The following is a 22,424-nucleotide window of genomic DNA, read 5'->3' on the forward strand; positions in this document are numbered from 1 at the left end:
TGATGACTATTGTGATTTGTGACCGAGGAGTTGGCAGGAGAACACCGTTTATTCAGAAAAAGGAGAGACGACAAAACTCTTGTCGTCTCTCCTTTTTTTGTCATTCATTTTTCAAACGGTAAAAATAGCCCTCTTGAGCTAACAGCTCTTCGTAAGTACCCATCTCAACGATTTTTCCTTCATCGATCACGACGATTTTATCTGCCTCTTTGATTGTTGAAAGCCGATGAGCCACAATAAAAGTAGTGGGTGTTTCTGTCAGGTAATTCAGGGCCTGCTGGATTTTTTTCTCTGACTGGTTGTCTAAAGCTGAAGTTGCTTCATCTAGCAAAATGATTTTCGGCTGACGTATCAATGCTCGTGCAATAGAGATACGTTGTTTTTGGCCACCAGACAGCTTGTTGCCATGTTCGCCTACTAAGGTATCCAGACCATCAGGAAGCTGGTCAATCAGTGAAGAAAGTTGCGCAGCTTCGATGACTTCATTTAAACGTTCTTTTGATACGTTTTTCAAGCCATAAGTGATGTTCTCTTTGATCGAAGCGGAGAACAACAAAGTGGTTTGAGGAACAACGGCTAAATAATTACGCACACTTCGCATATCCAATTCATCCAAAGGCTGATCATCCAAGAAAATCCTCCCTGAAGACGGCTGGATAAATCCAATCAATAAGTTAAGGAGTGTAGATTTTCCAGAACCAGATGGCCCAACAAAAGCAATTGTTTCTCCAGCTTTCACCTCTAGAGAAAAATGATCGATAATCGGCTTGAGTGAGTCCGGGTAATGAAAAGAAACATTCTCAAAACGAAAATTTCCATCCAAATGTTGGATTTTTTTCTTACCGTGATAAGTTTCTACATCGCCAGCAATCAACAGTTCACCAATAGAAGTAATAGATTCCATGCCTTTTGAAATCGTAGGAATCAGTGTGATCATTCCAGAAACGGAATTGACGATCGTTGTGAAATATGTCTGATACATCACGACATCACCTGGTTGGATACGCCCTTGTAAAGCTAATATCCCAGTGAAAATCAAACAAATCAGCTGAAATATCTGAAAACTAGCCCAGCTGACTGATCCGAAAACAGATTGCAGGATATCTAAGTGGAATCCTTTTTCATAGATTTGGGTAAAATGCTTATTTAAGCGAGTGGTTTCGTGTTTTTCTAACCCATGAGCTCGAGCAATCGGTGCTAATTCGATCACTTCGATCACTTTTGCAGAAGTTTCTTCCATTTCTTGCCGGAAATCTGAATTGGACTGTCTGATCCTTTTCCGGAAAAAAAGAGTAACTAACGCGGCGAGAGGGACAGTCAATAAGAAAAACAAGAAAACGACAGGACTTCTATAAAGCGTGATACCTAAAGCCACGAATAAATTGACAGCAATGTTCAATCCGCTGACAAATACTTGAGAGGACAATGTTTGGATGGCTTCTACATCACGGATGATCTTTGATTGGATCCGGCCAGATTGCAATTCTTTTTGATAGGGAATAGAAAGTTCTTGGATTTTCTTGATAAGGGTCGCTCTTAGTCCAGCTTCTACTTGCCGGATCGAAGTGCTATGGTATTTTACATGAAAATAATTCGTCAATATATTTTGACCGATCAGACAAGTCATCAAAAAAGCGTTGAAATAAATCGCCTGCAATTGAGAGGAATCTTTTGATGAAGCTGCATTGATTACATTGGCAATAGCGATCGGCATTAACCAAGATGGAAGATGTTTGATAATAAAAAAGAGTCCTGACATAGCAAAGCGCCAATAATTCCCCTGATAAAGATGCAGCAATGTCTGAAAAGCATTTGCATGATATTTTTGATAACTTTTCTGTATTCGTTCCTCCATAATCTTCTCCTTAACAATCTTGGTAAATAAACTGCAAGTGTTCTATTGCTTCAGGAACATAAATCTCAGGAGTAGCTTCAAGAGTGGCGTACATTAGAGGACGCTCATATTTGATATAATGCAGTACCGGTCGGAAATCTAAACAGCCTTTGCCAACAGGAACCATGCGGATCTTTCCATTTTCCATGATGTAGTCTTTGAGATGAAGGGCTGTAATACAACCCTGTAAATTGTCCAAGGCACCTTGGATCACTTTCTCCTGATCAGTATGATTTTCTTTATGCATCAAATTCGCACAATCTAAAATAATTTTTAAATTTGGTGAAGCTACTTCATCGACTAAACGTTTGGCTAACTGATAGTTATAGATTGGATGATTGATCCCTGCTTCAACAGCAACAGTTACGCCAAAATTTTCTGCATGAGCGACTAATTCAATGACAGAATTTCTAGCGATCTGATAAGCTTCTTCAGTAAAATTTTCTTTTGTGTAACCGACAGAGACACTACCAGTTTCTGTAGCGATCATCTTGGCTTGATAGGCAGAGCACAGAGCAATTTGCTGTTTGAAAGTTGCTAATGCTTGTGCACGAACTTCTTGATTTTTGCTGGATAGGTTGATATAGCATCCTAAAATGGAAAGTTCGATATTGTTTTTTTGGAAGTATTCACCAAAATAGGCAGCACTTCCAAGTGTCATGGCATTTAATTTAAGTTGTTCAGGAAATGCTTTTTGCGGTGCAAATTGGATATGGGACAAGTGAAGCTGTGATACTTTTTGAACGATTTCTTCACGATTTCGAACCTCTAGATCATGGGCACGAATGCCTAAATTTAATGGAAACATTTCAAACTCCTTTTTGTAAATAATCAGCAAGAGGCAGACGGGATTCTTTTATCAATTCAGCAATTATTCGGGCAACTTTATCAGCGCCTTCTGGACTAAAGTGGGTATTATCCTTTAGTCCTTCTGGGTAATTTTCACAACTATTAGGCATAAGATGCAGATAGAATTTTTTTGTCTCTTCTTTTGAAAAGGTCTGGAAATATTCTTGTGATCGTGAGAAAACATCTAAAAGCGGAATATGATATTTCTCAGCAAATGCACGCATCGCTTTTGGATAGTCTCCAAGTATATCTGGATTCAATGTTCCATTTTCTAAGTAATCTCGTCGCGTCACAGATGTCAGCAAGACCATGTGGACATTCGCTTTTTTTGCGCATTCAAAAAATATCTGCAGATTTTTTAAATAGCTACCGAAGGGAAGCGTACCTCTTTCTTCTTGGATTTTCTGGTCGTTATGTCCAAATTGTACAAATAAGAAATCATTTGGCTGAAACTGTGAAGCTAAACGGGCTAACCTTCCTTCCTGGATAAATGTTTTAGTGCTGCGTCCATTCTTTGCTTGGTTATTAATCTGGATCTCAGGTGAAAAATAAGCAGATATTTTTTCTCCCCAACCTGTCTCGGGACGCTTGTTTTCATCTTTTTCTGCCGCAGTAGAATCACCGGCAATATGGATAGTAGGCATGTTATCTCTTCTTTCATAAAGGTTTATAGGCAATGAAGCAGAACAGCAAGAGAAGAAGACGGAGCAAATTTGGTCCGTCTTCTTCTCTAAAACGTGGATAAACGGATTCCGTTATTTCGCTATCCTGTTTTTGATTCGTTACTGTTACTATTAATCAATTAGGCAAAAAAGCCAAAGTAATTTTTAGCATTTGTATAACTAATCGCTTGAACGAGACTTCCTAAAAGTTGTTCATCCTCAGGTGCTTCCCCTCGCATGACCATTTCGCCTAAAAATTCACAAAGAACACGACGGAAATATTCATGTCTAGTGTAGGAAAGGAAACTTCTTGAATCTGTCAGCATGCCGACAAAATTCCCCAAAGCACTACCATCAGCAAACTGTGTCAATTGATCGCGCATACCAGCTCGAGTATCGTTGTACCACCATCCAGAACCTAACTGCAGTTTTCCATTCTGTTCTTTTTGGAAACAGCCCATCAAAGCTAAAATCGCAGGGTAGTCATTTGGATTCAGTGAATAGAGGGTCGTCTTTGGCAACTGATTCGTTTCTTCTGCACGATTCAATAATTTTTGCAGAGGAATAGTCAAAGAAAGATCATTCATTCCATCATAACCGGTATCGGGTCCTAATTTTTCCAACATTTGTGTATTACAATTACGATAAGCATGAATATGCAGCTGCATTGTCCAATTATGAGAATGATAGAAGTGGGTCAAACGTATCAGTGTTTCTGTACGATAAGCATCGATTTCATCTGAAGATAATAGTTTGTTAGCTCGTGCTTTTTGAAAAATCTCTTCTAATACTGTTTCATCCGCTTCTTTATAGCGTAAGGTGTCTAAAGCGTGGTCGGAAACACGACATCCATGTTGATGGAAGTATTCTATCCGCTGCCCTAAAACTTCGATCAGTTCTTGATAGGTGGTAATCGTTTGGTCAGCTGCTTCTTCCAGTAGTGTAATCCATACATTAAATCCTTCTTTTTCAATATTGAGTGCTTTGTCTGGACGGAATGAAGGGAGAACTTTCAAATCTGGTTCTTCATGAGCAAGCAATTGATGATAGTGTAAGTCATCTGCTGGATCATCTGTCGTACAAATCACTTCTACATTCGATTTTTTCGCGATTTCCCGCCGACGGAAATCAGGAGATGCCAAAATTTCATTTGCTTGTGTCCAAATTTTCTCTGCGTTTTCTTCATTTATCAACAAGTCAATATCGAAGAAACGCTTCAATTCAAGATGTGACCAACTGTAAAGCGGATTGCCGATAATTTTTGGTACGGTTTGACACCAAGCTAAAAATTTTTCAAAATCAGAAGCATTTCCTGTGATTTTTTCTTCAGGCACGCCGCAAGCTCGCATCAAGCGCCATTTGTAATGATCGCCTCCTAACCAAGCTTCTGTCAGATTGCTGAAATTGTTGTTTTCGTAAATTTCTTTTGGATCTAAGTGACAGTGATAATCAATAATGGGCATATTTTTTGCGTAGGAATGATAAAGATTTTTCGCCCAATCGTCTTTTAATAAAAAATCATCAGATAAAAACATAAATCTTCCTTCTTTCTTTTTATACTGTTTTATGAAAATCAAAGTGTTACTCCGTTTTTAAAAATGGCAATTTCTCTAACGTCATTTTGTTCATTTTTCGTTTCTTCTCCACTAGCCACAGCGATGATTTTTTGAACAAATGATTCTAAGATCACTTCCATTGGTTGTTCTAATAAGACGCCTGCATTAAAGTCCATCCAATGACCTTTGCGTTCAAAAAGAGTCGTGTTCGTAGATACCTTGACCGTAGGGACATATGAGCCAAACGGAGTCCCTCTTCCTGTGGTAAACAAGACCAACTGGCAATCGGATGAAGCAAGAGCAGAGGCAGCTACAAGATCATTCCCGGGAGCTTGCAATAAACTAAGTCCTGGTTTTCTGATTTTTTCGCCATATTGCAGTACATCAACGACAGGAGAGCTTCCTGATTTTTGCGTGCAGCCTAAAGACTTATCTTCTAATGTAGTGATCCCACCTGCTTTATTACCAGGAGATGGGTTTTCGTAAACTGGTTCCCCGTAAGACAAGAAATACTGTTTGAAGTCATTGATCAAGTCAACGATTGAACCAAAAACTTTTTCATTTTCCGCTCGTGCCATCAATACTTGTTCTGCACCAAACATTTCTGGCACTTCTGTTAAGATCGTGCTACCTCCTTGAGCAATCAAGTAATCAGAAAATGCACCAAGCAAAGGATTGGCAGTTATTCCCGATAGACCATCAGAACCGCCGCATTTCAAACCGACATTCAACTTAGAGAGCGGGACTGGTATGCGCTGGTCGTTTTCGACCGCGGTTAAAAGTTCTTCTAATAGAGCTACGCCTTGTTCGATCTCATCATAGACATCTTGAGCCACTAGAAATTTCACTCGTTCTTCATCATATTCACCTAAAATTTTTTTGAATTCAGGAACGGTATTGTTCTCGCAACCTAATCCAAACACTAAAACTCCGCCAGCATTTGGATGGTTTACCGCGTCTGCTAAGATTTCTCGAGTATTTTGATGATCTTTTCCAAGCTGTGAACAGCCGTAGGGATGCTTTAAAATCGTAATATGATCAAACTGTCCCAGATCCGGATGTTTTTCTTTGAACTGTTTGACGATCAGTTCAGCAATTCCATTCACACACCCAACGGTAGGGACTAAGAACAAGTCATTACGAATCCCTACTTTTCCATTTTTTCGTAAGTAGCCTTGAAATGTTCGGTTCTCAAAAGGATAATGACTTGGATGGACATCTTTTTCATATCGATAATCCAATTCACCAGAAAGGTTGGTTTTTACATTATGAGTGTGCAGCCATTGACCGGCAGTTACATCTGTCGTCACGTGCCCGATTGGATAGCCATATTTGATCACGTTGTCTCCAGCTTTCAAATCACTCAATGCAATCTTGTGACCTTGCGGGATATCTTCAAGAGTGGTGATCGTTTGCTGATCAATCGTCAGTTGTGTTTGCTTTGGGATAGGTGTTAATGCGACAACAACACTGTCTCGTTGATTTAATTTCATTGTTGGTTGCAGGGTTTCAAGCATGGACCATCGTTCCTTTCATTTCTTGTAATACTGCTCGGACACCTTTTTGATCGATTTTTGTAGCCATTTCTTGAACAGTATCTGCCACATTCGGTAATTGAGACAAATCTTCTCCCCAAAGCGCAGCGTTTTGCAATAATCGAAGAATAGCTGTTTCATTATCAGACCAAGCATCAACAAATTCGCTTATCGTCTTTTCATCATCATGGGGCTTTACTTGATCGCCTCGATACATAAGAAGTAACGCAGCTAGTGAAACAGAGATTAGCGGTGGTACTTGATTTTTTTCTTCGATATACTTCTTGAAGACCGGAAGCAGACGGGTGCTGAATTTTGAAACACTATTTAATGAAATCGCTTCTAATTTGTGATCGGCAAAAGGATTCAAGAAACGTTCTTTGATTTGATCAGCATAAATGGCTAATTCATCTTTAGGTAAAGAAAGCATAGGAATCAATTCTAGATCGAATAGCTGATCAACATAAGCGGAGAATAAAGGATCTTTCATTACTTCTTCTACAGTTTCCAATTCCGCCAACAAAGCAAGAGGGACCATCGCTGTGTGCGGTCCATTAAGCAAATGTACCTTACGTTCACGATAAGGAGTCATATCATCTGTGATGATGACATTCAAGCCAGCCTGTTTGAATCGTAGTTGATTTTCCAACTCTTTAGGTCCTTCGATCACCCAAAGCATGAATGGTTCCGCTTTGACCATCAATTGATCTTCATAGTTATGTCGTTGATTGAAAACATCTGCATCCTCACGAGGATAACCTGGTACGATGCGATCAACTAAACTACAACAAAAAACATTTTCTTTTTCTAACCACTCAATAAAAGCAGGTTCTAAATCCCATTTTTCTGCATAGCGTAAAATAATTTCTTTTAGACGTTCACCGTTTCTGTCAATCAATTCACAAGGAATAATGGTAAAACCAGCTTTGTTTAATTCAAAACGTCGATATAAAAAGGCTGTCAGTTTGCTCGGGAAGCTCTGTGGTGGCGTATCTGTTCGTTCATCAGTCTCCACAAATTGGATTCCTGCCTCTGTTGTATTGGAGACGATATAGGCTAAGTCGTCATTTTCTGCTAGAGAAAGATAAGCATCCCATTCATGATAAGGATTGATCATCTGTTCTACTATGGTGATAATCTCGGAAGTATCAACGATTTCGCCATTGCTGAGTCCTTGTAAAATGACCGTATATAAATTGTCTTGCTGGTTCATCATATTCCCAAGACCTTGTTCTAAAGGCTGAATGATGGCGACATTTCCTTTAAACAATTGTTGGTTATTCAGTTGCTGAATCTGCCAATCAACAAATCCGCGCATAAAATTGCCTTCGCCGAATTGAAGAACTTTTACGGGAGCCTCGTTTTTTTTCACTAATTCTTTTGTCAGTTTATTCATAGATTACTTCCTTTCTGTGTTATGCACACGTTAACATTTTTATATAAAATTACTTGCAGTTTACAAGTAATTGATCGACTCACGAAGCATCAGTAAGGTGGAGAGCTCCATTTTAGATTGTTCGATCGGCCTGTCTTCAATCAAATCCAATAAAAGCTTTGTTCCTACTTGACACATTTCTTTCAACGGTTTGTGTACTGTAGTAAGCGGTGGATTAAGATAGGAGACGACTGGAGAATCATCGAACCCAATCAGAGAAATGTTCTGGGGAACACGAAGACCAGCTGAATGTACAGCTCTCAATGCACCAATCGCTATGTCGTCGTTGCCACAAAAAACCAGAGTAGGCAGGTCAGAAAGCGATAATAGGTACTCCATGTTTTGGAGGCCGCTTTCTAAGCTGTAGTCCCCTGTTAAAAAATAGGCTGGATTGGCAGGGATGCTTGCTTTTTTTAGACTGTCCAATACACCTTTTTCCCGTTCTTTTGTCGAACGAAAGTTTTTTTTCCCACCAATATAAGCGATCTTCGTATGTCCGCACCCAATACCGTAATCTACTGCCTGCATAACACCGGCCGCATCATCGGCAGTAACATTGATAACCGCTGGATCATTGATGTGACGATTGACAACTACGAAGGGAAACTCTTTTTCTTTTAGATAATCGATAAAAGGCTGATCTTCATCACTTTGACTCATAACGATTAGACCATCATAACGTTGCAAATTGATTTCTGTTAAATCAACAGCATCGATACTTTCGACAGATAAGCTGTAGTTTGTGTCCAACACTGAATGGATACCTGCAATGGAATCTGCTAGGAAATTTGATGAAGTTCCTTTATGCAAACTTGAGAAAAACAGTCCGATAAGATATTTTTTTTGATTTACTAAACCTTTTGCACTATAGTTCGGCAAATAATTCATTTCCTTAGCTAGTTGCCGTATTTTTTGTTTTGTTTCATTTTTGATTAAACTGCTGTTATTCAAAGCACGAGAAACTGTCGTATGAGAAACACCAGCTGCTTTAGCGATATCTTTGATCGTTACCATTCCATCATTTTCCTTACTTTTTCACTTTTTGTTAACGCATTCATCATATTACGATAACTACGATAAGTCAATAGATCTTTGGTATGAAAAGATTGCACACGTTAAAAATTACTTGGCTTTTTATTTTTAATTATGCTATTCTTAAAAACGGGGAATGCTCATTTAATTAGATGAGTATCAATTTTACAGAAAAATGAAAGCCTTTTACTTAAAGGGAAGAGAGGAAGAAAATGAAGAAAAGTACAGTGTTTTATAAAATATTTTTACCGATGTTTTTATTAGGAGCCGTACTTGTCATAGGATTTAGTTTATTTATTTATCAGAATACCTATGAGTCGATCGAATCGAGTTATTTAACAGATAAAAAGAACCTACTCAGGCAAGTCAAAACGAACGTTGAATGGAAAATCAGAACAATCGAATATTCGTTTTCTACGTATGGTTCGACCAAAAATTTCTCGGATATATTCAAGCATCCGCTGACATATACAAATTACTCCACTTATTCTGAAATCAGGAAAGAGCTAAACTTTATAGAAACAATTGTTATGGATGATAATAATTATGATTTACTCAGTTTAGCTGGTAAATGGGGAGTAATCAATGGATCGTTGACTCAACTGACTGAAGAGGAAGTTGAAAGGTATCAACAAAAGTACATAGATAACAAAGATAATTTATTTTGGCAAAAGAAAAATAAAGGAATCGAAATGGTGATTCCTTTACCAATGTTTGAAAAAGAAAAATATGCATTGGGAATTGCTACGATAGAGAAACATACAATAGAACAAGTTGTTGGGGAAAGTGGAGAAGATATACTTTCTATCGAAAACGAAGATGGAAAGCTTTTTTCTACACAGAAAGTAAAAGAAGAAGAGCAGCCAGAAGCATTAGCGGATGTGGATCTAGAGTACAACCAGTTGAAAGTGATAAGAGAAAATGGGACATCCTATATCGTACTGAAATCAGATTATAATAATTGGATTTACAGATTAGAAGTTGATTCTAGTGCAATTGGAGCAACGATTCGCAATCTGAGAATCGGGTTAGTTGCAGTGTCTTTGACGCTGGTAGGACTGATCGGTCTCCTTTCCTATTTATTTTCGGACAGATTTGCCCGTCCAATTTCTCAAATTCAGGAACGTTTGAATCTTAAATCAAAAGGATTCAGTGGGAAAGAACTAGATTTGGTCGCTCAATCAGTCAGTCGGATCATAGGAGAAAAAGAAGCGTTAAGTGCACACTTAGTTACCCAAAAGCCACAACTAGAAACATTATTTGTACTTAGTTTATTTAGAAATCGAGTAGAAAGGCGAGAACTAGACCAGCGGTTGCAGCAATTTGGTTATAGTTCTCAAAATGACTGCTATTATACGGCCTTGGTTCAAATCGATCTGTTAGAAGATAGTCACGGTGGGGAGCGTGATTTGCTACTTTTAGCAATCAACAACATGATCACGGAAATTGTGCCAAAGGAAAATCGAATGCTGCCGATCGTTTTGAATGAAGAAATGCAAGCCACTATTTATCGAATGGATAAAGACGATGCAGAAGCAAGCAAAAAAGTCATGGAGTATTGCCGACTCATTCAAAAACGTGTAAAAGAATACTTGAAATTAACTGTGAGTATAGGTATCAGTAACCGATTCGAAACGCTGAATGAAAGCAAGCAATCGGTTGACCGAGCAAAAGAAGCCCTGTATTATCGTGTAAATACTGGTCCGAGTTCGATCATATTTTATCAGGAAATTGTTCCTGCTGCGCATGAAAAAACGCTTATTAGATATCCAGTAGAAGAACAGAATCGATTGTTTGAAGCTATTCGTTCCGGAAATCAGGAAGTAAGGAAGCTGGTACATGAATTAATTAATGCATTGTTCGCACAAAATAAAAATCCTCTGAGCCGAGAAGTAGTTTCGGTCCGTTTGATCAATGAGCTCGTTCAATTAGGGCAGTTATTGGGAGTAGATTCAAAAAATTTTGATAACATGAAACAAATCTATGTAAAAGCATTGAATAATTATCATCCTAAAGAGCTAGAAAAACTTGTTTTAGAACAATTAGTCTTGCCAATCACAGAATGTTCTCAAGCAATCACTGATCATGAATTTAAAAATCTTTCGGAGAATATCATGCACATCGTCTATACAGAATATGACCGTGATCTATCTCTAGATGTGATTGCTGATAGGTTGCATTATAACCCTAATTATTTAAGCAATGTATTTAAAAAGGAAACAGGAGAAAAATTTGGTGATTTCGTCCAAAATCATCGTCTAGAGGTAGCGAAAAAGTGGTTGAAAGAAACAAATCTCTCTGTAAAAGATATTGCAGAAAGACTGCAATATCGAAATCCGCAAAATTTTATTCGTTTCTTCAAAAAGAAAGAATCGATCACTCCGGGAGAATATCGAAAAAAATATTTGTGAATCAAGAGGCTGTTTTTCTTGTGATCTGATTCAAGCAATAAAAGAGGACAGCGAAAAACAGCATTTCATGTTTTGTGCTGGCTGATTTTATTGCCGCAGAATCAACAAGATAAACGCCGTTTAATCAAGAGGCTGTTTTTCTTGTGATCTGATTCAAGCAATAAAAGAAAGGAGAATAACCTTAGTATTTGACTTTATGGATAGTTAAATTTCAAGGCTAAGCACGCAAAAAGGACTGTGACTAAAGCTTTGTCACAGTCCTTTTTGCGAATAAACGGTGTTCAAGAGACAGCTTATAAACAATAAGGCTGAACGTCTCTTTCACAACCTCCATTTTATGTCCCATACACAATCAACCTTTAACAGAACCTACGAGTGCGCCTTTGACAAAGTATTTCTGAACAAAAGGATAAGCAATCAGCATAGGGACTGTGGCAATAACGATAACAGCCATTTTAACTGTTTGTGCTGGTGGAATCACATCAACGGCACTACTTTCTGCTTGCATCCCGCTTGATACAATGACGATCTGACGTAAAAGGATCTGTATCGGCCATTTAGATGAATCGTTGATATACAAAATAGCGGTCATATAAGTGTTCCAGTAAGTAACAGCATAAAAAAGTGAGATAGTAGCAATAGACGGTAACGCTAATGGTAGCATGATTTTGAAAAATACACCAAAATCTGTGCAACCATCCATTTTTGCCGATTCTTCCAAACTATCCGGCAAGGCTTGGAAAAAGTTTCTCATAATGATCATGTTCATTGCATTAACAGCTACAGGTAAGATCATTGCCCAATAAGAATTGACCAGTCCCAGAGAACGAACAACCAAGAATGTGGGAATCATTCCCCCGCTGAACAACATAGAAAATACAACAAGAAAGTTGACGAATCCTCGACCAAACAAGTACTTTCTGGAAAGCCCGTATGCCATCAGTGAAGTTGCGCACATGCTGACGATCGTTCCAACCCCGGTAACGCCAATCGAAACAGCAAGTGCTCTAAAAATAGTTGGCGTAGATAGAATATAGCGATACGCGTCTAGAGAAAAGGTAGTAGGGAAAAGGATAAATTTTTTCGCGACGACTTCTTGTGTAGAAGCGAAAGATGTAGCGATGATATTTAAAAAAGGCACGATACAGATCAAAGCTAGCAAGATCAGAAACGTATTGTTGAAAAATGTAAAACTTCTTTCTCCTATAGAGACTCTCTTTTTCATATAGATAGGCTCCTCCTCAAAATAAATTAAATGTTCTGTTTCTATGTATTCAATTTATCATCGGTGAAAGATTACGTATATAATCATTTCCTACGTTAAGTGCCAGATAGAAAAAAATAGAATAGTTACTAGGCGTATCTTATTTGTGAAGAAATACACTTTTATATTTTGCGAGTATAAAAATCATTGTCGTGTAAGCGTTTTTACGTGCGATAAAAATGATTATATACGTAATTCGGATAGTTATCTATCATAAAGTCATAAGCAGCAAACATTCATAAAACTAAGGAGGGGCTTATGGAAAGTGTAAAGAAACAAGAACCATTTCAACTGACGCTATCGAAAAAAGAAGAAAAGCTCAGAAGACGAAAAAAAATAATTGCAGGAATCAAAACGAATAAATTTTTATACGTGATGATTCTGCCGGGGGTCCTTTATTTCCTGATCTTTAGGTATCTTCCTATGGGAGGGCTCGTTATTGCTTTTCAAGATTATCAACCATTTTTAGGGATAATGGGCAGTCCTTGGGTGGGATTCAAACATTTCATTCGTTTGTTTACAGAGCCGACTTTCTTTACTTTATTAAGGAATACTTTGATCTTGTTCGGGTTAAATATCTTCGTGTTTTTTCCGATGCCAATTATTTTGTCCCTACTATTAAACGAAGTAACGAACAAGCGACTGAAAAGTGGGATTCAAACGATCATTTATATCCCTCATTTCATGTCTTGGGTAATCATCGTTTCGATTACTTATGTATTTTTGAACGTTGACGGAGGGGTATTGAATGAATTCCTTGCAACGATGGGATTCGAAAAAATCAGTTTTCTGACATCTCCTGAGTGGACACGAACAGTCTATATTGGACAAGTAATCTGGAAAGAGTTGGGCTGGTCTACAATCATCTACCTTTCAGCAATCACTGCAGTAGATACACAGTTATATGAAGCAGCTGAAATGGATGGCGCAGGACGCTTGAGAAAAACATGGCATGTTACATTGCCGGCGATTCGTCCAGTAATCATTACCTTGCTGATTCTAAAAATCGGTCAGACACTGGACTTAGGTTTCGAGCATATGTACTTGTTATTGAATTCATTGAATCGAAGTGTTGCAGAAATTTTCGACACCTACATTTATACAGCTGGATTGAAGAATGGACAATTAAGTTTCAGTACAGCAATGGGATTGTTTAAAGGGGTCGTAGGATTATTCATGGTAATTTTAGCTAACAAGATCGCCAAAAAGCTAGGAGAAGACGGCGTTTACTAATTTAGAAAGAGAGGAAAAGACATGCTGCAGTCATTAGATAAAATAAATGGAAGGCTAAATCGTATTTTACAGTTGGTTTATTTGAATTTTCTGTGGGGTGGTTTAGTCATTGCAGGTCTGGGGGTTTTTACTTTTGGTCCTGCATCTTATGCAATGGTTGCAGTGATTAGAAAATGGCTGCGCACAAAAGAAACATTTCCTTTGACGAAAACGTACTTCTCATATTTTAAAGAAAACTATCGTGAAACCTTGCTGATGAGCTGGATATACGGCGTCATCGGAGTTGTTTTACTTGTGGATCTTTCTTTCATACACAATTGGTATCTTAGAATCGCTTTGTATATTGCTGCGTTCTTGTATTTGCTCTCAGCACTCTATATTTTTCCAATTATGGCACATTATGATTGGAAAGGATATTTTTTCAAAATGAAAATGGCATTTTTGTTCGGATTCTCTCATCTTCATTATTCATTAGTATTAATACTAAGTCTGGTGGGTATTTACCTGATGATCATCCAAACAATGCCAGGTGTTTTAACCTTTATCGGTGGCAGTCTCTTCTTTTCCGCAGTCACGTGGACAGCAAATTCTATATTTTGCCATTTGGAATGGAAGAACTCATATACAGAAAAAACAGAAGAAAACAAAAATATCATTAAAACAGTGAAGGAGAAAATTTATGAAAAAAGCAACGCTCGTAAAATTAGGTCTTAGTTTTGCAGGAATTTTAGCACTTGCCGCATGTGGCAACAGTTCAAACAACAGTTCTTCAGAAACAGAAGATGGGAAAACCAAAATCACTTGGTTGAATATTTTACACCATGCTTCCCCACCAACTGACACAATCGTGAATCTAATAGAAGAAAAAACCGATACGGAACTTACATTCAATTGGATTCCTGATGCTTCAAAAGAAGAAAGACTGACAACTGCATTGGCTTCTGACGAACTAGGAGATATCGTTACACTTCAAATTGCTATGCTGAAAAACTCTTCTGTCCGAAGTGCGTTGAAATCAGGCGTATTCTGGGATGTATCGGAATATTTAAAAGACTATAAAAACTTAAGCCAAATCTCTGAGGATAGAATCGAAGCTGCAAGTATCGACGGAGCATTGTATGGTGTGCCAATGCAAAAGGATTATGCTCGTGCTGGTTTAGTCATTCGAAAAGACTGGTTGGATAATCTTGGATTAGATGTTCCAACTACGATGGATGAACTTTACGAAGTAGCTAAACAATTTACAGAAAACGATCCAGATGGAAATGGTGTGGATGATACAGTTGGTTTTGGTGATCGTGCGCCTAGTGATATTCGTTATACCAGCTTTAAGCTGTTCACTTCTTATTTTGGAGCACCGAATGGCTGGGCTGTAGATGATAATGGCAAATTTACTCCAGAATTTGATACAGAAGAATACATGAAAGCGTTGAACTTCTCAAGAGATCTATTTGAGAATGGCTATTTGGCACAAGATTTTGCGGTTACTCAAAAGACTGACCAGCAAGAACAATTTGCACAAGGAAAAACAGGAATCTACACTGGGATGGTGGATATCAAGAACCTGAAGACAATGGGACAAGGTATTCAAGATGATATGGAATTAGTCCCTGTAAACAAGATTTCAGATGGTGAAGGCGGCGGTTATCATGTTTGGTCAGAAGGAAATGGTATTGGTGGTTTGTTAGCATTCCCTAAATCACAAGTAAAAGACGAAGCACAATTGAAGAAATTACTGCAATTTGTTGATGATCTTCTAGAAGAAGATATGTATAAATTGATGACTGGTGGTATTGAGGGAACACATTATGAATTGAATGATGATGGTTCTATTGAATTTATCGATATGGATCTTTGGCAACAAGAAGTGCAACCGCTATCAAGTTCTCGCCCTAGTGAAGTGACGTTCTCTTTCAAAGATGCAGATCCTGAAAAAGAATTGTCGAATCAATTGATCAAAGAAAACGAAGAATTCGCTGTAATGGATCCTTCTGTACCATTGGATTCTGCAACGAACAATGAAGTAGGGTCGGAAATCGAAAAAATCGTTATTGATGCTACAGTGCAATACATCATGGGACAGCTTGACGAAGACGGATTCAAGAAAGCTGTAGAAGACTGGAAAGCACAAGGTGGCGACCGAATCACACAAGAGTACGAGGAAGCTTACAAAGCCGCACAATAGTATAGATGATTGGGACAAATACTTCTTGGTATTTGTCCCAAATCCTATTTTAACTTTTAAAGGAGAGTAAATAATGGAAAACTGGTCAAAGAAATTAGCAAAAAGCATCATGGAAAGAACACCTCGCTTATATGAAGAAAAGTGGTATAAAGGAAAATGGTCTTATGACTATGGCGTCGTACTTAAAGGGTTCCAATTACTTTGGGAACAAACCCAAGAAAAAATTTATTTTGATTTCATAAAAGACAATATCGACTATTTCGTGCAAGAAGATGGAACAATCCGTGGCTACAGCGTTGAAGAATACAATATCGACCATGTAAATACCGGAAAGCTTTTCTTTTTATTGTACAAAGAAACAGGCGAAGAAAAATATAAAAAAGCAGCAGAACTCCTTTCCCAGCAGTTGGCAAACCATCCGCGTACATCCGAAGGGGCTTTTTGGCATAAAGAAATTTATCCTTATCAAATTTGGTTAGATGGATTATATATGGGCTCACCATTTTATGCTGAATTTATCCAGAATTTTAGTGAAGAAAAAGATTACCAAGATGTCTTGAGACAGTTTGAAATCAGCTATAAACATTTATTCGATCCAAAAACAAATTTATTAATCCATGCATGGGATGAAAAGAAAGTCCAACCATGGGCTGACCCAGAAACAGGTTTATCTCATCATTTCTGGAGTCGATCGATTGGCTGGTATCTGATGGCTGCGGCAGATACCTATGAATTGCTTCATGCGGAAACGGATTGTTCTTTGCTGAAGGAAATTTTAGAAAAGACATTGACCGCACTACTTCCGTATCAAGAAGAAAACAGTGGGACATGGTATCAAGTAACAACAGAAACAAAACGGAAAGGAAATTATCTGGAAGCTTCTGGCAGCAGTATGTTTGTTTACGCAATGGCTAAAGGGATACGCTTAGGCTTGCTGAACAAAGAAGAGTGGCTGCCGCAAGTGAAAAAATCTCATCAAGGACTACTCGATGAATTTGTTCTTGAAACAAAAGAAGGCTGGTTGAACTTGAACAAAAACTGTCAAGTAGCAGGGTTAGGCGGAGCAGAACAACGAGATGGTTCATACGCTTACTACATCAGTGAGCCGATTATTTGTAATGATCAAAAAGGTGTCGGTGCATTCTTGCAAGCATTAATCGAAGTGGAGGCATTATAAATATGTATGATATTTTGACATTTGGCGCATCAATTGATGAATTGAATACTGAAGCAATACAACAAGCGATTGATGCAGCAGCAAGCGCAGGAGGCGGGACCGTGGTTGTGCCAGCAGGTGAATTTTTAACAGGGGCTTTATTTTTAAAAAGCAATGTAGAACTTCATTTGAGCGCAGGGGCGGTTTTGAAATTCTCTGACGATCCAAAAGATTATCCTATTGTTCATTCACGTTGGGAAGGAGTCCATCGAAAAGTCTATGCTTCCTGTATCTATGCTCAAAATGTAGAGAACATCTCTGTCACTGGTTTTGGTACATTAGATGGAAATGGAAAAAAATGGTGGAATACTTTCCGAAACGAACCAGATAATCTGGCTTATCCTCGTCCTAAATTGATGAGTTTCCATAACTGCCATCGAATCACTGTGAAAGATATCAAACTGATCCAGTCACCAAGCTGGACGATCAACCCAATTCTTTGTAGCAACGCGACGTTTGACAACTTGACGATTTTGAACCCAGCAGATTCACCAAATACAGACGGAATCGATCCAGAATCCTGCAAAAATGTGCGTATTAGTAATTGCCATATTGACGTGGGAGATGACTGTATCGCAATCAAAGCAGGGACTGAAGATACGTACGAAAGGATTGCTTGTGAAAATATCACGATCACAAATTGTACGATGGTCCATGGACACGGAGGGGTCGTGTTAGGAAGTGAAATGAGTGGTAGTATACGTAATATTACCATTTCAAATTGTATCTTCCAAGAAACTGATCGAGGAATACGATTGAAATCTAGACGAGGTCGAGGCGGGATCGTTGAAGACATTCGAGTATCCAATATAGTCATGGATAATGTGATGTGTCCATTTATACTGAATCTTTATTATTTCTGCGGTCCGCGAGGAAAAGAACCATATGTATGGGAAAAAACGGCTTATCCGATAGATGAGCGGACACCAGCATTCAGAAGGATCCATTTTTCGAATATCACGGCAAGGAATGTCCATGCTTCTGCAGGATTTATTTATGGATTAGCAGAACAGTTTATACAAGAAATCACATTTGATAATATTGATGTTTCAATGGCCCAAGATGCAGTTCCCGGTGTCCCTGCTATGATGACAGGGATAGAGGAAATGAGCAAGCAAGGATTTTACATTGGTTTTGCGGATAAGGTTACCTTTAATCAAATGACGATTGAGAATCATGAAGGACCAGCATTTCTATTAGAAAATACGAAAGAAATAAGTATTGAGAAATTCCGGTCAACTCAATCGGAAAATATGGATGAGCTGGTTGTTCGTAAAAACTTTGCTTATGCAGTTGAATGACTTTTTAGGTGATCCATCTAGCAGACTTACTCCTAGTGGAAAGCGATTATACAGAGAAAAACAAAATGGGTTTATGCTTGAATATTATCAACTGTACTTAAATGAATTGGAAACAGTACCAGCACTTTATGCTTATCCGGAGAAAGAAGGACCGTTTCCGACGGTCCTTTACCTGCATTCTCACGGCGGAGATTTTTCAGTCGGGAAAAGTGAATTGATCCATGGTGCTCCTTACTTAGCTTCTCCATCTTTTGCAGAAGTACTGACGGGAATGGGATATGCTGTTTGGTCGATTGATGCTTGGGGATTTGAAGAACGCGGAGGTATTTCCGAAAGTGAGTTGTTCAAACAATTTTTATTAACAGGAAAAACGTTATGGGGAATGCGTATTTATGATGTGATCAGCTTGATCGATTATTTGGAGACAAGGGAAGACACAGATACTCAACGGATTGCAACGATTGGTCTTTCTATGGGAGGCTTATTAAGCTGGTGGGTGGCGGCATTGGATTCTCGTGTCAAAGTTTGTATTGATCTAGCAGCACAGGTGGACATCGAAACACTTTTGCTACATCGTCGCCTAGATCATCATGGGTTTTATTACTATGTGCCAAACCTACTGACAGCTTATACAACGTTAGCAATCCAAGAAAAAATCGCTCCGCGCCCTCGTCTTAGCTTAGTTGGAAAAAACGATACGATGTGCTTGGACGAAGGCGTACTGAAGCTGAGAAAAGGGCTGGACAAAAAGTATCAATCAATGGGTAGTCCAGAAAACTTTTCTTCTTTTTCTTTAACAGGCGGTCATATGGAAACACAAGAAATGAGAAACATTTGGAAACAATTCATAAAGGAGCATTTATGAGGATGAAAGACAAACCGATAATTGGAAAAAATTCTATAGATACCCCGACGGATTTTGAAACTATCCAAGAAGGAATCGATTATTTGGCAGACCTGCCGGATAGCCATCCAAAGGTCTTGATAGTAAAAGAAGGAAGATATGATGAATATATAGAAAGCAGATTATCCAATTTTAAACTTGTGGGAACAGGAACAGTAGTGATCTCCGGTAATCGTTTTGCAAAACAGGAGTATCTTGACGGTAGCCAGTTAGGGACTTTCCGAAGTGCTACTTTCTTCTTAGAAGGATCGAATGTCGTATTAGAAAATCTTCACATCGAAAATACAGCAGGTCCAGGAGAAAAAGTAGGTCAAGCTGTTGCTTTATTCAATTCAGGAGATCGCGTGTTGTTAAAAAACTGTCGACTAACTGGTTATCAGGATACTTTATGCACGGGTCCGTTGCCTGACTTGCAAAAAGATGGTACACCCTTTTGTACACCGGCTTCTGTCAATCCTGATTATTGTCGTCAGACCTATGAATATTGCTGGATTGAAGGAACGGTGGATTTCATATTTGGTGGGGCAGATGCAATTTTTCGCCAGTGCCGTATCCATAGCTTAGCCAGTAAAAATCCTGGATATATCACAGCAGCATCTACGCCAAAAAAACAAAAATCAGGGTATCGTTTTGAAAGCTGTACCTTGACTGCAGAGCCTGATACTAGAAACGTCTATTTAGGAAGACCGTGGCGTCCGTATGCAAATGTCGTGTTTGAAGCATGTAAGATAGGTGGGCATGTTCACCCAACTGGTTGGGATAATTGGGATGACAAGAAAAATGAACAGACTGCCAAATTCTCTGAACGAAATAACAATTATGAAACACCAATCAAAAGACCTGAATGGATCCATTTAGAAAAGCAGGGGGTTCTGAAATGAAAAGAAAATGGGAACTATTGCTAGGAATGATCGGTGGCAGCCTATCTCTGATTTTCTTTGGCGGGTTAGCAGTTACTTTAAGTAATATGTCTGCGTCAGAGTTTAAAAAAAGTTATCAGTCGCTTGCTGTCGATCATCCATCTTTGTCTTTAGAAAATACATTTGAGCTATTACAGGACATGACTGGTCTGTTTGCCGTTGTATTGTTTATTTCACTTGCTTTTTTAGCAGTAGCACTATTTTTGACGGCTAAAGGAAAATACTTAACAACTGCCACTGGCTTGTATTTTATAACAGGTGTTATATTGTTGGTCGGCACTCAGTTTATTGCGTTTCCTTTTGCATTTTTTTATTTTGCCGCTGGGGCATTCAGTTTGTATCGAGTAAGAATAAGAAAGGAAGCCTGAATCATGCAGACTATCAAAGTAAAAAATCCTATTTTGAGAGGGTTCAATCCAGATCCTAATATTTTAAGAGCGAAAGACCGATATTACATTATTGTCTCCTCTTTTGAATGGCTTCCAGGAATTCGAGTATATGAGTCGAAAAATTTAGTCAATTGGTCACATACATCGGATATTTTGACCACTCAAGTATCTTTGCAAGGAAATCCTACAAACGGAAGCATATGGGCACCGCAAATCAGTTATGCTGATGGATTGTTCTATCTTGTTTACACAGATGTCAAAAGTGCAGGCCGTCCGTTTAAAGATGTCCACAATTACTTGATTACTGCATCTGAGATCACAGGACCTTGGTCCGAACCGATTTATTTAAATAGTAACGGCTTTGATCCTTCTTTGTTTCATGATTTGGAAACAGGAAAAAAATGGCTTGTCAATGAATTATGGGATTATCGTCTGGACACACCGAATAAGTCCAGCGGTATCGTATTGCAAGAGTATGATGCAGAGAAGAAGAAGCTTGATGGTCCCATCTATAAAATATTTGCAGGTACAGAATTAGCGAAAACGGAGGCACCGCATTTGTATTTTCGTAACGGGTATTATTATTTGATGACGGCAGAAGGAGGTACAGGAAGAGGACATTCAGTCACAGTCTGCCGAGCAAAGAATATTATTGGTCCTTACGAGCTTGATCCTGGTTTTCCTATGCTGACAGCTAGTGACAAACCTGCTTCTACATTGCAGTGTACAGGACATGGGAGCTTAGTACAAACCCCGTCAGGAAAATGGTACATGACATATCTTTGTACCAGACCATTAAACGGTGCGGCTATTTTGGGAAGAGAAACCGCTATCCAAGAAGTGTATTGGACGTCCGACGATTGGTTAAGACTAAAAGATAGCCAGACAGCTCCGATGGAAGAAATAATGATTGAGACGAATGAAGAGGTACAACAAGAAAGAGCGTATCAGTTTATGGATACATTCGAAGGAGAGCTAAAAAAGAACTGGAATGCCAGACGTATTTTGCCAAGGGCTGATTGGTGTGATACAAAAACTAGACCTGGTTTTTTACGACTGATTGCCGGTGAATCTCTTCAATCTACCTTTGGCCATCACTTATTAGCTATTCGGCAAACGGATTTTACTTTTGATGCGGAGACAGCATTTGAATATACACCTAATAATTTTAATCAGATGGCTGGACTGGTATTGTACCTAAACGAATCCAATTATATTTATTGCTATGTTACTTGGGATGAAAACAAGGGAAAATGTCTTCGTATGATAGAATCAGAAAACGGAGTTGCACAAATAGAAGAGTGGAGGATTCCACTCACAGAAAAGAAGACTTTCTTGAAAGTAGCCGTAAAGAAAGAGACAGCACAGTTTTATTTGAAAGACACACCATCTGAAGAATGGAAGGAAGTAGGTCTACAAAAAAACATGTGTATACTCTCAGGTGGATTTACGGGGAATTTTATCGGGATAGTCGTACATGATTTAAATAGAAAAAGAGGAAGTTATGCTGACTTTGAATTTTTTAAGTATGATGGAAAAGATCATGAATGATCTATCTCTCTAATAAATAGAGATTCACTAACTTGTTTTTGCTAGTTAGTGAATCTTTTTGTTTATCTATGATACCTGTCTCTTATA

The 22,424-nt window shown here is 38.5% G+C and carries 18 protein-coding genes; 10 read left to right on the forward strand and 8 right to left on the reverse strand.

Translation table 11 applies throughout. The features are described 5' to 3' along the window. Positions 1-100 precede the first annotated feature (100 nt). From A5849_RS14425 to A5849_RS14455, 7 genes are all read right to left on the reverse strand, one after another. A complete protein-coding gene (locus A5849_RS14425; RefSeq protein ID WP_002310844.1) occupies positions 101-1,855 on the reverse strand; it encodes an ABC transporter ATP-binding protein in 1,755 nt (584 codons plus the stop codon). Positions 1,856-1,865: 10 nt separating this feature from the next. Further along, a complete protein-coding gene (locus A5849_RS14430) occupies positions 1,866-2,702 on the reverse strand; it encodes a sugar phosphate isomerase/epimerase (RefSeq protein ID WP_002314466.1) in 837 nt (278 codons plus the stop codon). Position 2,703: 1 nt separating this feature from the next. Further along, entirely contained in the window at positions 2,704-3,387 is a 684-nt protein-coding gene (locus A5849_RS14435) for a rhamnogalacturonan acetylesterase (RefSeq protein ID WP_002335436.1), read from the reverse strand. 158 nt (positions 3,388-3,545) lie between these two features. Beyond that, positions 3,546-4,940 (reverse strand): glucuronate isomerase, encoded by a 1,395-nt coding sequence (uxaC, locus tag A5849_RS14440; protein WP_086310207.1) that lies wholly within the window; start codon positions 4,938-4,940, stop codon positions 3,546-3,548. A gap of 38 nt (positions 4,941-4,978) precedes the next feature. Continuing rightward, positions 4,979-6,478, reverse strand: coding sequence for a UxaA family hydrolase (locus A5849_RS14445; protein ID WP_002310848.1), 1,500 nt, complete (start codon positions 6,476-6,478; stop codon positions 4,979-4,981). After that, a complete protein-coding gene (locus A5849_RS14450) occupies positions 6,471-7,892 on the reverse strand; it encodes a tagaturonate reductase (protein ID WP_002310849.1) in 1,422 nt (473 codons plus the stop codon). The genes A5849_RS14445 and A5849_RS14450 overlap by 8 nt, the downstream gene beginning before the upstream one ends. A gap of 60 nt (positions 7,893-7,952) precedes the next feature. After that, complete coding sequence (locus tag A5849_RS14455) at positions 7,953-8,945, reverse strand: LacI family DNA-binding transcriptional regulator (protein WP_002310850.1); 993 nt, start codon at positions 8,943-8,945, stop codon at positions 7,953-7,955. A 230-nt stretch (positions 8,946-9,175) separates the two neighbouring features. Between A5849_RS14455 and A5849_RS14460 the strand changes: the two genes are divergently transcribed. Beyond that, the gene (locus A5849_RS14460; RefSeq protein WP_002310851.1) at positions 9,176-11,374 is read left to right on the forward strand and encodes a helix-turn-helix domain-containing protein; all 2,199 of its coding nucleotides are present in this window, start codon (positions 9,176-9,178) and stop codon (positions 11,372-11,374) included. A 352-nt stretch (positions 11,375-11,726) separates the two neighbouring features. Here the strand turns inward: A5849_RS14460 and A5849_RS14465 are convergent, their stop codons facing one another. Next, entirely contained in the window at positions 11,727-12,599 is an 873-nt protein-coding gene (locus tag A5849_RS14465) for a carbohydrate ABC transporter permease (RefSeq protein ID WP_002310853.1), read from the reverse strand. A 297-nt stretch (positions 12,600-12,896) separates the two neighbouring features. Between A5849_RS14465 and A5849_RS14470 the strand changes: the two genes are divergently transcribed. From A5849_RS14470 to A5849_RS14510, 9 genes are all read left to right on the forward strand, one after another. After that, positions 12,897-13,871, forward strand: a complete 975-nt coding sequence (locus tag A5849_RS14470) for a sugar ABC transporter permease (RefSeq protein ID WP_002320509.1) — start codon at positions 12,897-12,899, stop codon at positions 13,869-13,871. A 21-nt stretch (positions 13,872-13,892) separates the two neighbouring features. Further along, positions 13,893-14,585, forward strand: a complete 693-nt coding sequence (locus A5849_RS14475) for a YesL family protein (protein WP_002316990.1) — start codon at positions 13,893-13,895, stop codon at positions 14,583-14,585. After that, a complete protein-coding gene (locus A5849_RS14480; RefSeq protein WP_002310856.1) occupies positions 14,551-16,056 on the forward strand; it encodes an extracellular solute-binding protein in 1,506 nt (501 codons plus the stop codon). The genes A5849_RS14475 and A5849_RS14480 overlap by 35 nt, the downstream gene beginning before the upstream one ends. 73 nt (positions 16,057-16,129) lie before the next feature. Next, positions 16,130-17,233, forward strand: a complete 1,104-nt coding sequence (locus A5849_RS14485) for a glycoside hydrolase family 105 protein (RefSeq protein ID WP_002310857.1) — start codon at positions 16,130-16,132, stop codon at positions 17,231-17,233. A 2-nt stretch (positions 17,234-17,235) separates the two neighbouring features. Then, positions 17,236-18,573, forward strand: a complete 1,338-nt coding sequence (locus A5849_RS14490) for a glycoside hydrolase family 28 protein (protein ID WP_002344940.1) — start codon at positions 17,236-17,238, stop codon at positions 18,571-18,573. After that, entirely contained in the window at positions 18,560-19,438 is an 879-nt protein-coding gene (locus tag A5849_RS14495) for a dienelactone hydrolase family protein (RefSeq protein WP_002316991.1), read from the forward strand. The genes A5849_RS14490 and A5849_RS14495 overlap by 14 nt, the downstream gene beginning before the upstream one ends. Next, positions 19,435-20,358, forward strand: coding sequence for a pectinesterase family protein (locus A5849_RS14500; RefSeq protein ID WP_086310208.1), 924 nt, complete (start codon positions 19,435-19,437; stop codon positions 20,356-20,358). Before A5849_RS14495 ends, A5849_RS14500 begins: the two co-directional genes overlap by 4 nt. Beyond that, a complete protein-coding gene (locus tag A5849_RS14505; RefSeq protein WP_002344942.1) occupies positions 20,355-20,765 on the forward strand; it encodes a DUF4064 domain-containing protein in 411 nt (136 codons plus the stop codon). The genes A5849_RS14500 and A5849_RS14505 overlap by 4 nt, the downstream gene beginning before the upstream one ends. A 3-nt stretch (positions 20,766-20,768) precedes the next feature. Further along, on the forward strand, positions 20,769-22,337 hold the full coding sequence (locus A5849_RS14510; protein ID WP_002310863.1) for a glycoside hydrolase family 43 protein: 1,569 nt from the start codon (positions 20,769-20,771) through the stop codon (positions 22,335-22,337). Positions 22,338-22,424: the final 87 nt, after the last annotated feature.

The organism is Enterococcus sp. 10F3_DIV0382, from assembly GCF_002140245.1.
Classification (GTDB): Bacteria; Bacillota; Bacilli; order Lactobacillales; family Enterococcaceae; genus Enterococcus_B; species Enterococcus_B lactis.

Coding starts and splice junctions, on each gene's coding strand:
- A5849_RS14475 (WP_002316990.1), top strand. CDS start 13,893: ATGCTGCAGTCATTAGATAAAATAAATGGAAGGCTAAATCGTATTTTA.
- A5849_RS14460 (WP_002310851.1), top strand. CDS start 9,176: ATGAAGAAAAGTACAGTGTTTTATAAAATATTTTTACCGATGTTTTTA.
- A5849_RS14505 (WP_002344942.1), top strand. CDS start 20,355: ATGAAAAGAAAATGGGAACTATTGCTAGGAATGATCGGTGGCAGCCTA.
- A5849_RS14490 (WP_002344940.1), top strand. CDS start 17,236: ATGTATGATATTTTGACATTTGGCGCATCAATTGATGAATTGAATACT.
- A5849_RS14450 (WP_002310849.1), bottom strand. CDS start 7,892: ATGAATAAACTGACAAAAGAATTAGTGAAAAAAAACGAGGCTCCCGTA.
- A5849_RS14435 (WP_002335436.1), bottom strand. CDS start 3,387: ATGCCTACTATCCATATTGCCGGTGATTCTACTGCGGCAGAAAAAGAT.
- A5849_RS14480 (WP_002310856.1), top strand. CDS start 14,551: ATGAAAAAAGCAACGCTCGTAAAATTAGGTCTTAGTTTTGCAGGAATT.
- A5849_RS14465 (WP_002310853.1), bottom strand. CDS start 12,599: ATGAAAAAGAGAGTCTCTATAGGAGAAAGAAGTTTTACATTTTTCAAC.
- A5849_RS14425 (WP_002310844.1), bottom strand. CDS start 1,855: ATGGAGGAACGAATACAGAAAAGTTATCAAAAATATCATGCAAATGCT.
- A5849_RS14495 (WP_002316991.1), top strand. CDS start 18,560: ATGCAGTTGAATGACTTTTTAGGTGATCCATCTAGCAGACTTACTCCT.
- A5849_RS14470 (WP_002320509.1), top strand. CDS start 12,897: ATGGAAAGTGTAAAGAAACAAGAACCATTTCAACTGACGCTATCGAAA.
- A5849_RS14510 (WP_002310863.1), top strand. CDS start 20,769: ATGCAGACTATCAAAGTAAAAAATCCTATTTTGAGAGGGTTCAATCCA.
- A5849_RS14430 (WP_002314466.1), bottom strand. CDS start 2,702: ATGTTTCCATTAAATTTAGGCATTCGTGCCCATGATCTAGAGGTTCGA.
- A5849_RS14455 (WP_002310850.1), bottom strand. CDS start 8,945: ATGGTAACGATCAAAGATATCGCTAAAGCAGCTGGTGTTTCTCATACG.
- A5849_RS14485 (WP_002310857.1), top strand. CDS start 16,130: ATGGAAAACTGGTCAAAGAAATTAGCAAAAAGCATCATGGAAAGAACA.
- A5849_RS14500 (WP_086310208.1), top strand. CDS start 19,435: ATGAGGATGAAAGACAAACCGATAATTGGAAAAAATTCTATAGATACC.
- A5849_RS14445 (WP_002310848.1), bottom strand. CDS start 6,478: ATGCTTGAAACCCTGCAACCAACAATGAAATTAAATCAACGAGACAGT.
- uxaC (WP_086310207.1), bottom strand. CDS start 4,940: ATGTTTTTATCTGATGATTTTTTATTAAAAGACGATTGGGCGAAAAAT.